Source organism: Butyrivibrio sp. XPD2002 (assembly GCF_000423945.1).
GTDB lineage: Bacteria > Bacillota > Clostridia > Lachnospirales > Lachnospiraceae > Butyrivibrio.
This window is the reverse complement of sequence record NZ_AUIY01000011.1, coordinates 63,501-76,095: the sequence shown is the minus strand read 5'-3', so window position 1 is coordinate 76,095 and position 12,595 is coordinate 63,501. Positions and strand designations below refer to the sequence as shown.

9 protein-coding genes are annotated in these 12,595 nt (G+C 41.5%); 6 read left to right on the top strand and 3 right to left on the bottom strand.

What is annotated here, in order from left to right; genetic code table 11:
• Nucleotides 1-298 precede the first annotated feature (298 nt).
• The 5 genes from G587_RS0106580 (at nucleotide 299) to G587_RS0106560 (ending at nucleotide 7,324) form a co-directional block, all read left to right on the top strand.
• Entirely contained in the window at nucleotides 299-1,285 is a 987-nt protein-coding gene (locus G587_RS0106580) for an ABC transporter permease (RefSeq protein WP_026491582.1), read from the top strand.
• Between the two features lie 18 nt (nucleotides 1,286-1,303).
• Nucleotides 1,304-2,983 carry an ABC transporter permease gene (locus G587_RS25035; RefSeq protein WP_026491581.1) on the top strand — a complete coding sequence of 560 codons (1,680 nt, stop codon included), beginning with the start codon at nucleotides 1,304-1,306 and terminating at the stop codon, nucleotides 2,981-2,983.
• Between the two features lie 175 nt (nucleotides 2,984-3,158).
• On the top strand, nucleotides 3,159-4,322 hold the full coding sequence (locus tag G587_RS0106570) for an ABC transporter ATP-binding protein (RefSeq protein WP_026491580.1): 1,164 nt from the start codon (nucleotides 3,159-3,161) through the stop codon (nucleotides 4,320-4,322).
• Entirely contained in the window at nucleotides 4,322-5,296 is a 975-nt protein-coding gene (locus tag G587_RS0106565; protein WP_026491579.1) for an ABC transporter ATP-binding protein, read from the top strand. The genes G587_RS0106570 and G587_RS0106565 overlap by 1 nt, the downstream gene beginning before the upstream one ends.
• A 141-nt stretch (nucleotides 5,297-5,437) precedes the next feature.
• Nucleotides 5,438-7,324, top strand: coding sequence for a putative bifunctional diguanylate cyclase/phosphodiesterase (locus G587_RS0106560; RefSeq protein ID WP_196812528.1), 1,887 nt, complete (start codon nucleotides 5,438-5,440; stop codon nucleotides 7,322-7,324).
• Nucleotides 7,325-7,389: 65 nt separating this feature from the next.
• Here G587_RS0106560 and G587_RS0106555 read toward each other — a convergent pair whose 3' ends face one another.
• Both G587_RS0106555 and G587_RS0106550 read right to left on the bottom strand, forming a co-directional pair.
• Complete coding sequence (locus G587_RS0106555; protein ID WP_026491577.1) at nucleotides 7,390-8,553, bottom strand: DUF3048 domain-containing protein; 1,164 nt, start codon at nucleotides 8,551-8,553, stop codon at nucleotides 7,390-7,392.
• A gap of 119 nt (nucleotides 8,554-8,672) precedes the next feature.
• Entirely contained in the window at nucleotides 8,673-9,710 is a 1,038-nt protein-coding gene (locus G587_RS0106550; RefSeq protein ID WP_207637464.1) for a GGDEF domain-containing protein, read from the bottom strand.
• Between the two features lie 158 nt (nucleotides 9,711-9,868).
• Here G587_RS0106550 and G587_RS0106545 point away from each other — a divergent pair, with 158 nt between their 5' ends.
• Nucleotides 9,869-10,816 carry a phospho-N-acetylmuramoyl-pentapeptide-transferase gene (locus G587_RS0106545; protein ID WP_051200828.1) on the top strand — a complete coding sequence of 316 codons (948 nt, stop codon included), beginning with the start codon at nucleotides 9,869-9,871 and terminating at the stop codon, nucleotides 10,814-10,816.
• A gap of 52 nt (nucleotides 10,817-10,868) precedes the next feature.
• Here G587_RS0106545 and G587_RS0106540 read toward each other — a convergent pair whose 3' ends face one another.
• Nucleotides 10,869-12,542 (bottom strand): GGDEF domain-containing phosphodiesterase, encoded by a 1,674-nt coding sequence (locus G587_RS0106540; protein ID WP_081679358.1) that lies wholly within the window; start codon nucleotides 12,540-12,542, stop codon nucleotides 10,869-10,871.
• Nucleotides 12,543-12,595 lie beyond the last annotated feature (53 nt).

The following is a 12,595-nucleotide window of genomic DNA, read 5'->3' as shown; positions in this document are numbered from 1 at the left end:
CGAAAATGAATTTAGAGTTTTCGATGTGCTGAGAATCTGCTACAATAGTAGAGCTTTTAAGACAATCAGTTGCATAAATAATGCGCATAACTTTGTCCGTGGGGGTTATTTAGCTCCCGCGGACATGTTATGTACTTTTTTACTTCATAACTTTAAATCAACAGAGAATAGTTGCACTATTTAGAAAATGGATTAGAAAATTATATTTCGCCAAGCGAAATTTTTAGATATATTAACAATCCCCGAGGAATAATTTTTCAGGTGGAAGATATTTTATTTAGAAGGAGTATAGACAACAATGAAGAAATTCATACTTAAACGTCTACTCATATCAGTAGTATTATTGTTTTTCGTATCTATGATCATTTATACCATCATGAGATGCATGCCTACATCATATGTTGAACAGCAGGCTATGGCTTTATCTACTAAGCCGGGAGCAAAAAGCTACTCTGAGTGGGTTGAACAGTTAAATGCCCAGTATGGCTTGGACACGGGGGTAATCCAGGGATATTTCAAATGGGCATCAAAGGCAATAACACTTGATTTTGGTGATTCCTGGTTCTGGAATCAGCCTGTATTGCAGAAGTTCTCCAGCGTAATCTGGTATTCATTTGCACTGGGACTTGTTGTATTTATTTTGGAAATAATAATCGCTATACCTGCGGGAGTGGCTGCTGCAAGAAGACAGTATTCTGCAACAGACTATACCGTTACGGTTATCGCACTTATCGGAATTTCACTTCCGAGTTTTTTCTTTGCGACGATTTTGAAATATATTCTTTCTGTAAAGCTTGGCTGGCTTGACCTATACGGAATAGTTGGAAGATTTCATGAATCATATTCAGACGTGGGTAAAATCCTTGATATGGCTCGTCATATGATCATGCCTGTTATTACACTTACTGTTGTAAGCGTAGGTTCTCTTATGCGTTACACACGAACAAACATGCTCGAAGTTCTGAATGCAGATTATATCAGAACTGCAAGAGCAAAGGGACTTTCTGAGGACAGAGTAGTAAACTATCATGCTTTCAGAAATACACTTATCCCGATTGTTACACTTCTTGGCGGATCACTTCCCGGACTTTTCTCCGGTGCCATGATCACTGAGACTTTGTTCCAGATTCCCGGTATCGGTTATACATCATACCAGTGCGTAGTACAGGGCGATATTCCTTTCGTTATGTTCTACATGGTATTTATGGCAGTCCTTATTTTGCTCGGTAACCTTATCGCAGATATTCTCTATGCGGTAGTTGACCCGAGAGTCAGAGTAAACTAAGGAAAGGAGGCGGATGTAATGTCAGAAGAAAAGAAAAACGAAGTTAAAAAAGAAGAAATGCATCTTGATGATGCCAACAGAGTCCGTGTCCTCTCTCCGGGAATGATGGTTCTTAAGAGATTCCTTAGAAACAGACTCGCTATTGTAGGAATGGTAATTATTGTTGCAATGTTCCTGTTCGCCTTTGTAGGCGGTGCTCTCTATCCTTATTCAGAGAGCCAGGTGTTCTACAAGTCTGAGCAGGTAATGAAGGAGTTTGCAGGTGCTACTGTTATCGATCAGTTCCAGTTCCAGATAGCTGATGGAGCAACTCTTCCTTCAGATATTAATTCAAAGGCACTTATTGCTGCTTCCAAGAAAAAGTACGTATTCGAGACCCGTGGCGGTCAGATGATGGGAATGTCACCGGCTGCTGAGGATTCAGATGTTTATCTTATCTATTCACTTGAGCCTGCGCAGGTTTTCCTCAAGGGCAATAAGGAATTTGATGCTGCTGTAGAGGCAGGAAGAGCTGACTTTGAGCAGGATGGAAAGATTTACATGTTCGACGGTGAGGATTTCAAGGCTGATGTATATGAAGCTACTGAGCTTGCGGTTGCAAGTAAGAGATCATTCACAGGATACAGCAAGGATACAAAGTTCTCATATGAGTTTTACAGAAATGCTCTTGTAGCAGTAGCTACAGGTGCAACTTCTTTCGAGGCTGACGGCACAAGCTACACAGTTAACGATGAAGGTCTTGTAGAAGCAAACGGTGAGGGATACGCAGTTGTTTCAAATATGAACTTTAATGCTATCGATCCCGGAACCTTCCTTGATCCTACATATAAGGCAACAGCTCTTGAGGCATTTGAAGCTCAGGGCAATGCAGGTTCATTCGAGTATCCTGATGCTGACGGCAATATGGTTGAGTACAAATTTGAGGTTAAGACAGGTCAGTACACAATTAAGAAGTACCAGGAGACAAGACTTATCGATATTTATTCAGCTCCTTCCAAGGCACATCCTGTAGGAACTGATGCTAACGGTATGGACCTCCTTGCACGTCTTATGTATGGTGGACGTATTTCATTGCTTATCGGCTTTGTAGTAGTATTTATCGAAGTATTTATCGGTATGGTAATCGGTGGTGTAGCAGGTTTCTTTGGCGGATGGGTTGATAACCTTCTCATGAGACTTGTTGACGTAGTTTATTGTATCCCGGCCATGCCTCTTTACCTGATCCTTGGTTCAATCATGGACTATTATCAGGCAAGCCCCAGAGCACGTATTTATCTGCTCTGCGTAGTTATGGCTATTATCGGCTGGGTAGGAATTGCCCGTATCGTAAGAGGTCAGATCCTTTCACTTCGTGAGCAGGAGTTCATGGTAGCTGCTGAGGCACTTGGTATCAGCACATACCGTAGAATCTTCAAGCACCTTATACCTAACGTTATTCCTCAGCTTATCGTATTTGCCAGTATGGGTCTTGGTGAGGTTATCCTTTCAGAGGCTTCACTTTCATTCCTTGGTCTTGGTATCAAGTACCCTGCTGCTTCATGGGGAAGTATCATAAATGCGGTTAACGATTCATACGTAATGACCAATTACTTATTTGTATGGCTTCCTGCAGGAACATTCATCCTTCTTACAGTTCTTGCATTTAACTTTATTGGTGATGGTCTTCGTGACGCGTTCGATCCAAAGATGAAAAGATAATTCTGACAAGCGGCAGTACAAAATCTATGCTTGCATAAGATTTTGTGCTGACATTTGTCAGATAAGAAATCATGAGGAAGTAGAGCGAAAGCTCGGATTCCGAATGATTTCTAGTCTTGCGAGAGTGCAAAGCACGAAGCAAGACGCATTATCTGTATGTGTATAGGAGACAAAAATGGCTAAAAATTCAAATTACATCTCGGCTAAAGAGTCTAGAAGGATTTCACGCGAGAACCGTAAGATCACATCCGAGATTGAGAAAAAGAGAAACAGAAAGCATATTCCTGAGAGTGAGTATGTTACAAAAATGAAGAACCCTGAAAACTGTGTTGAGTTTGACAATGTTCACACATATTTCTTCACAGATATCGGTACAGTTAAGGCTGTTGACGGTGTATCCTTTGAGGTACCCCAGGGTAAGACAGTAGGTATTGTTGGTGAGTCAGGATGCGGTAAGTCAGTTACCAGCCTTTCACTCATGCAGCTTGTACAGAGACCTGCAGGTCAGACTGTTGAAGGTGAGATCCGTTTTAATGACGGTGAGAGAACAATAAATGTTGTCAATGCACCTGCATCTGCTATGCAGAAGCTTCGTGGTAATAAGATGTCAATGATCTTCCAGGAGCCCATGACATCCCTTAATCCTGTATTCAGAATCGGTGCACAGGTTGATGAGGTAATTGCACTTCACAACCCTGATATGACACCTGAGCAGGTTAAGGCAAGAACAATCGAGATGCTCCAGATGGTTGGTATCGCTAATAAAGAGGGTGTTTACCAGATGTATCCCCACGAGCTTTCAGGTGGTATGCGTCAGCGTATCATGATCGCTATGGCACTTGCCTGCGATCCTAAGCTTATTATTGCGGACGAGCCCACAACAGCGCTTGATGTTACTATTCAGGCTCAGATCCTTGATCTTCTCAGAAACCTTAAGGATAAGATCAATTCATCAATCATGCTTATCACTCACGACCTTGGTGTTGTTGCAGAGATGGCTGATTATGTAGTTGTTATGTACGCAGGACGTGTTATTGAAAAAGGTACAGCAAGAGAGATCTTTAAGGATCCCAGACATCCTTACACAATCGGTCTTATGAAGTCTAAGCCCGTTGTTGGTAAGCATGTGGATAAGCTTTACAATATTCCCGGAAACGTACCTAATCCGATTGATATGCCTGATTACTGCTACTTTAAGGATCGTTGTGAGATGTGCGTAGAGAAATGTTCCGGAAAGTATCCCGGAGTTTACAAGATTTCTCCCACTCATGAAGTAAGCTGTTACAGATGCGAGGATTTCGCAAATAATGCAAAGACTGAAGAAGGAGGTGCAAAGTAATGAGCGATAATATACTTGAAGTAAAGCACCTCAAGAAATATTTCCCTATTAAGGGTGGTTTCTTCGGTGGTGTTACAGGAAATGTAAAGGCCGTTGATGATGTATCATTTACTATCCCTCGTGGAACAACAATGGGTCTTGTTGGTGAGTCAGGTTGTGGTAAGTCCACAACAGGAAGAACAATCTTAAGACTTCTTGAAAAGACAGAGGGTGATATCCTTTTCAATGGTGAAGATATCAGTAAATATGATAAGAAAAAGCTCCGTGAGCTTCGCACGAAGATGCAGATCATTTTCCAGGATCCCTATTCTTCACTTTCTCCCCGTCTTCCTATCGGTGAGATTATCGGAGAAGCTGTTCGTGAGCATGGACTTGTGCCCAAGGCAGAGTATAACGACTATATTACAGAGATCATGAAGGAATGCGGTCTTCAGCCCTATCATAAGGACCGTTATCCTCATGAGTTCTCCGGTGGTCAGAGACAGCGTATCTGCATTGCCAGAGCACTTGCAGTTAAGCCTGAGTTTGTAGTATGTGACGAGCCTGTATCAGCTCTTGACGTTTCTATCCAGGCGCAGATCATCAACCTTCTTAAGGATCTTCAGGAGAAGAACAATCTCACATATTTGTTCATCTCACATGATCTTTCAGTAGTTGAGCACATTTCAGATGCTGTAGGTGTTATGTACCTTGGAAGTCTTGTTGAGACAGGTAAGACAGAGGATATATTTGCAGAGCCTCTTCATCCTTATACAAAGGCACTTTTCAGTGCTATTCCGATGCCTGATCCGGATATTAAGAAGGAGAGAGTGCTCCTTGAGGGAGATATTCCTTCACCTGCTAACCCGCCTAAGGGATGTAAGTTCCATACAAGATGTCCTCACTGCATGGGCATTTGTAAGGAGCAGGATCCTCAGCCCAAGGATATGGGGAATGGACATGTAGTTAGATGCCATCTTTATGATGACAAATAAAACATGACAGTATCAATTCTGATCTATATTCGTAGAATGTAAAATTGATATAAAGAAATTCTGAAAAATCAGAGAGATTTATTTCTCTCTGATTTTTTTATGTATAATTGTATTGTAAACGTATGCATTAGGAGTCAGTATATGATCACTTTATTGAGTCTGGGGATCATGGCGGTCGGCATTCTGGCTATACGGGCAAGAAGTATCAGCCGTACTGTTGGCACGATCTGGATTGATCTGCAAATTGATGTGACAATCGCATACATTATTCTTATCTGGGCGCTTGATCTGTATGGAAGGTACATCGGGTTTAACAGCGACATTAAATATGTTGCAAGTGAAACGATGCTTGTGATCGCGCTGAATACCTATCTTTTGTGCGCCTTTAAGATAACAGTGGGACTTGTAAGATATCGTGAAAAAAGTCCATTGTTATCAGTTGTTCCTTATGCTCTTGGCGTAATCAATCTCCTGGTATTAAATCCAATAAATCATATTGCATATTTTGAAGATGTCAGAGGAATAATTACCTTTGAAAGAATAGTATTTATTGTGGTCAGTTCTTTCTTCGGACTTATTTATGTTGTTTTGTCGATTTTCCTTGCATGGAGACATATAAGACGTCTTGGTAAGGTGGCAGCATCAGTTATTACGGCCCTTGTAGTACTGGTAGATATAATGCTGATAATGAATGACCGCATCACAGATTTTAAATACATGGGCGCTGCCTTTGCTGCCTGTGTAACCTTCAACCTTGTTATGCTTTATCTTGTGGATAATCCTACAGATCCAAAGACGGGAATATACAATCAGAAGGCGTTTTTCAGGGCAGTAGAAGAGGATCTGATATTAAACCCTGACATAGAATATCAATTGTGCGTTCTTGATATCAGAGACTTCCAGGATGTAAACGAGAGATTCGGTTTTGAGCGCGGAGATGACATCCTAAGGCGTATTGCGGCTGCCATGAGAAAACAGTTTTCATGGGAGGTTGAGCTTGCATATCTTGGAGAGGATAATTTTGTAGGGCTATTCCCGCAGGGCTCATATTGGATGCTTCAGGGTGTATTGTCGCTGGATGAGATGTATCCCGGTGAGGATATGGATTATAATCTGTCATTGTATTCAGGTGTCTACCCTATAACTGACAGAACCATGAATCCGCAGCTTATGATAGACAGAGCAAGATTCGCCATGCAGAAGATACGCTATGAATATGATAAGCATGAGCACATTTTTGATGAGAAGCAGAATCATGATTTTGAAATGCTGGCTTATATGCAGCACAACTGTGACAGAGCTATACATGAGCACGATTTTATGCCATACTTCCAGCCTATATATGATGCTGAGACAAAGAAGGTATGTAGTGCAGAGGCATTGGTAAGATGGAAGGACAGACAGTACGGTCTTATAAGTCCCGGTGATTTTATACCTTTATTTGAGCGTAACGGCTTCATTAACAAGCTTGATATCTATATGTGGGAAGAAGTGTGCAAACAGATAGCAGAGTGGCGTAAAGAGGGAATATTGGTGCCTCCGATATCTGTAAATATATCCAGAAGAGATTTGCAGCTTGATAACCTCTATGAAGTCATATTGGATATGATTAAGAAATATCATCTTTCGCCCAATGATATTAAGCTTGAGATTACGGAGAGCGCCTTCGTTGCAGAGAATCAGAGATTTTTTAATACAGTAGATCTCCTTAAAGAGGTCGGCTTCAGAATCCTGATGGATGACTTTGGAAGTGGATATTCCAGCTTTAACACATTCAAGAATGCCCATGTTGATATCCTTAAAGCGGATATGAAGTTCATGGATGGAATAGTATCATCTGAAAAGGGCAAGATTGTTATAAATACCATCGTTGAGATGACTAAGAAGCTGGATATGCCAATAGTTGTAGAAGGTGTAGAGACAGAGGAACAGTACGAATACCTAAGATCCATAGGCTGTGAGATGATTCAGGGCTACTATTTCTCAAAGCCTGTACCGGCAGAGAAGTTTAAGGAACTTATTGAGTGATGAACATAGAGACATAATAAAAGGCGTCGCAGTAATGCGGCGCCTTAATTAATGCGGATATTAAATTATTCAATAACGAGCTGATCCCATGTATCGGCAGGAACAAGAGCAATATAAGTTTTGCCGTTGTTGATCTCAAGCTCGTTAGCCTGTGAATCAAAGAACTGTGTCTTTACAAGCTCACCTGTCTTTGTCCAAACGATATCTGTTGCCTTACCATTTGTGCAGTAGTAACCGGGCTGGTTGATATCGATACAGTTGTAGATGAGGTAACCGTGATCATCAAGCTGGTTGAAGGTACATTTCTGAAGGATTACGTTCTTGAATGAAAGAACTGCTCCGTCTTCACCATCCTTGTGAGGGTTGCCATAATCATAGTACTCATACTCCTGAGTATCAGGGTTGTATACGAGCTTTGAGCTGTTATGCTCGAAAGGAATGATATCGATTGTGTTAGCATCAAGGCACTTAGCATAGCCCTTGTTCTCAAGGTTTATCTCATTACCCCAGGGAGTGAAGTTAAAGTGTGCTTCCTGGATTCCTTCGGGAGCAAATTCATTGTAGGTAGTTGAGAAATTGCTTCCTGAGAAGTTGTTTTCAAGATCGCCGGCGAGAATGTATTCTGTGTACTCTCTCTTCTTACCGTTATCTACACGAGAGAATGTTCCTGAGAAGTGGTTTGTTCCCCATTCCTTAGCAAGATAGGGATCAATGTGAACCTTAGGACCACCATCGTGGCAAAGTACTGCGTTCCACTCAGCTGAAAGAATGATGTTTGTGGGACGTGTGCTTCGGATAGAACCGAGCTGTTTAATAGAACCCCAATCCTTTACCAGACACATAAGACGTGTAATTCTGCCATTCTGTGTACTGTTCATCATTTCATAAACAACATCACATTCTGAAATACCAAAGTGAGGAAGTGCAATTGATTCGTTATCAACCATTGCAGCTATAGGACGCTGGTCCTTAATTGTCTCACTGATAGGTTCACCTGTGAGCTCACTTCTGTACATTCCTTCAGGAATCTCAGCAGAAACGATCTCGGGCTCAGCCTCTTCCTGTACTTCAGGCTCTTCTGAAGCTTCCTCAGCAGAATTGTCCTCGATAGACTCCCATGAAAGGCCTTCAGAAGAATCCTCCGCAGGCTTTTCCTTGCCACACCCAACAGCTGTTGTAAGTATCATAGCTGTAAGAGCGAGGCTTACGACACTTTTATTAAATTTCATAATAAATCCTCCTTAAAAAATGTGTAGGAAATGACACATCCTTATCATTTTAACAGAAAAGGTATAAAGGAAAAAGCCCAATTTTCAATTTTTGAAATTGGGCTTTAACATCTGTGTATTTATGAAAAATCTCTGCGCTTTCTGTCAGCTGCTTCGATAAGCATTCTGAGCTCATCCTCATCTCTGGGGGTTCCGTGGGAGTAACCACTTGTGTAATGTATTGGCTTATCAAGCTCCGGTACACTGAGGGTTGCCATATTTCTCTCCCAGATAGAGAGACGCTGAAGGGCGTCACTTAATTCAATATCCTGAAGAATGATAAGGAATGAATCTGAGCCGTATCTGTAGGAATGGCTCTCCGTAAGATGAGTTTTAATACAGCTTCCCACCTGGCCAAGAACGGCATCTCCGGTGGCCTGTCCATATTCCTCGTTTATCTTCTTGAATTCATCCAAATCTAGCATGACCACAATGATGTGATGATTCTGATATGAAGTGAAGTCGTCTCGAAGAGCATAACGGTTTTTCATATTGGTTATATTGTCGTGGACAGGCAGATTCTGAAGCATGTCATTCATGGTTTCAATGCGATGGATACGCTCCAGCTCGGTGGCCTGCATCTTGAATTTGTTAAAGGACCCGATGAGAGTAAGAAGCGAAAATACTATGTAATTAAACAGGTTAATATTCTTAGCTCCATCAAAAGAATACAGGATTAAATAAAATACAAAATATGATCCCCAGATCAGAACGGAACCGACTGCCGGAGGAAGTAGTATGAAATTCACAAGACAGAAAATGATTGCGAAGAAAATAAACATCTGCTGACCGTGATTATATTCATAAAAGGATGCAAACATACCAAAAAGGATGTACATCAAAAAGTATGCAATATAGCAGAAACGATAGGCACTAAAGGGGCGCTTTATATCCTTGAGCGCATAGTGGCTTATAACCAGTGCTATGGCACTTATTATTACTGAGTAAATAGCGCCGGGACCAATGAATGGATTGAGGAGCTTTTCTCTGTCAAATAACATATAATAAGCAATGACAAAGCATTCAACAATGGTGAAGGCAAAGGCAATATCGTGTGTGGACTGGATATTTTTGCGGTATAAGCCCTCCTTTATTGATGGATGTATATATGGATTCATGTAATTTTTGAATTTATTCCATTTGCCGGAAAAAGTTGCCATTCTTATCTACCTTCGCTAATATATTGATGCAGGCTAAATTAAAGCCAAAGAAAATTATACCATGAATACGGTATTTCCTTAAATAAAAATAATTATTGAGACGGGAGATTTTTGAGATGTTTTACGAACTTTTAATCGGACGGTTTACTCAGTTCCAGCTTTCAGCTATCGGTATGATCGTGGCATTTATATTCACATTCATAACTCTGAATATGAGATTTTCGTTCCTTCCGCAGGACCAGGGCAGAGCATTTGCCGTAAACGGCGCTCTTTCCAAGGGAAAGCTAAGGGGTGTGGGACTGGTCTTTGTGATAGATTTCATCCTGATGGCTGTATTATTCCTTCCGCTTTCCGTGGAGTTTCTGATCTATCTGGGACTGATCTTCCTGATCATGCTGAGCGGGTATATGGATGATGCATCAGACAAGCCCTGGAATGAATATAAAAAGGGACTCATTGACTTTGCTATCTCAGTAGGGACTATGGTGACCTTTTTATCGCAAAACAGCACAACTGTAACGGTGTTTTCATTTGAATTTACAATTCCTTATCCTGTTTACTTTATTCTTGGAGTTATTCTTATATGGATTGCTATCAACGTCACCAACTGCTCGGACGGTGTAGACGGTCTGTGTGGATCATTGGTAATCGTAACAGTGATGTCCTTTGTGATCATGTTTTCCGAAACGCTTGGAAGCATAGGAACAGCCGGACAGATTTTATGTGCTGTGCTTTTGGCATATCTGTACTTTAACTGTTCACCTAGCTCAATGCTTATGGGTGATGCCGGATCAAGAGCGCTTGGATTTTTCATAGCTCTTCTTGCAATGAAATCGGGACATCCCTTTGCGTACATTATGCTTTCTCTGGTTTTGATCATAGATGGAGGGCTTGGACTTCTTAAGATATCTCTTATCAGATTTTTGAAGCTCCATGTTATGACTAACTTAAGGACACCGATACATGATCATATGAGAAAAAATCTGGAGTGGTCAGACACGCAGGTGGTAATAAGATTTGTGATAATTCAGGTAGTTATTTCTATTCTTTTAGCAGCATTATAAAATAAAACATTTAAAGACGCCCTCCTGTTCAACCTGACAGGAGGGCACTTTTTTAAATTACGTAATTTTTGTTTTTTAGACGTTCTTCAAATTCTTCAAGGGACAAGGGCTTATCATAATAGAAGCCCTGAACCAGATCGCAGCCTACGTTCTGGAGGAATTCAATCTGATCCTGTCTCTCAACACCTTCCGTGATGACCTCGATATCAAGCTCTTTAGCCATCTGGATAATGTTCTTTAGAACAATTTCATCACGTTTTGTCAAAGTGTCGTTATCTATGAAGGACTTGTCAATCTTGATGGTGGATACAGGAAGATCTCTTAAAATACCAAGAGAAGAGTAGCCTGTACCAAAATCATCTATTGAGCTGGCGATATGCATTCCGTTCAGTTTATTCAGGAAATCAGCGATAAGTCCTTTTTCCTTCTGAGTTGCAGTCTCGGTAACTTCAATCTGTATATATTTAAGATCAACATTGTATTTCTTGGTGATCTCAAGAATCTGGTCTGCCAGATGCTCTTCTGCGAGATCACTTCTGGAGAAGTTTACGGAAACAGGTACAGGTTCAATACCTTTATCAATCCAGTGACGGATTGTCTTACAAACATCCTCCATAACATAGATATCAAGACCTATGGAATAGCTGTTTTTTTCAAGAATGGGTACGAATTCAGCGGGATAGACATACTCACCCTTGCAGAGCCAGCGGGAGAGAGCCTCCGCACCCACAAGAGTGTGGGTCTTGGTATCAACCTTGGGCTGATAGTAAACCTTAAATTCGTTATTTAAGAGACCATCTTCAAAGCGGTCTTCAATCTGCTTTTCACGGTAAACCCTGGTGCTCATCTCCTTGGTGACAAAGAGGAAGGGCTCGTTTGCAAGTGATCTTGCAACGCTGCACGCTATTGAGCTTCGGCCTATTATCTGGCCGGGAGCCTTTAATGAATCATCGATGTCGTATACACCTGCAACAGCGCTTATGTGAACGGGAAGTCTTTCGCCGTCACGGATACCGAAAACTTCGGTCTTTTCGAGGAGCTTTAAGAAATCGCCGGTGCGCTCCTTGCGGATGAGAGCAACAAAGTTGTCACCGCCAAGGTGTCCGATGGTCTCATCCTCCTTGCAGAACTCCAGAAGCGTTCTGGCATATCTGCGGATAATATTATCGGTTTCTTCACTGCCAAAGCGTCTGTTTATAAGGCCAAAGCCTTTTAAATTAAAATAATAGGAATTGTAATTCTTTATTTCTCCGGCAAACATCTTTTTTGTTGCAAAAGCGATGAAGCCGCCGGAATTTGGAAGACCAGTGAGATACTGAGTCATGGAACTCTTCTGAACAAGCTCGATAAGTCTGTAGCGGTCCATGTGGATGAGGAAAATCTTAACGGCAGACTGAAGAAGCTGTCTCTCATCAGAGCTCCAGTTGGTCTCGATTGGAGCATAAACATGAGCCGTTATCACACCGTTCTCAAAGGTGCGTGTGGACTCTTCAAGCCATACTATCTCTGTAACTTCATCAGATGCCATTTCTCCAAGGTAAACCGTCAGATGTCTGACTTCGCCAGTGGGGGTCTGCCTGGTTTCAGGAATATTCAGATCAAGAATTATCTGTGAAATATTAAGAGATGGCCCAATCAAAGAAAAGGCCTGCCCTGCGGCGCGAAGGGTATCTTCGGAATCGGATAATAGCTGAATGAATTTGTCTAGAATTTTGGGTTTATCCATGTGTGCTCACTTTTTTGCAGGGTTGAATGCGACCATTTCTATTGTCCTACAAA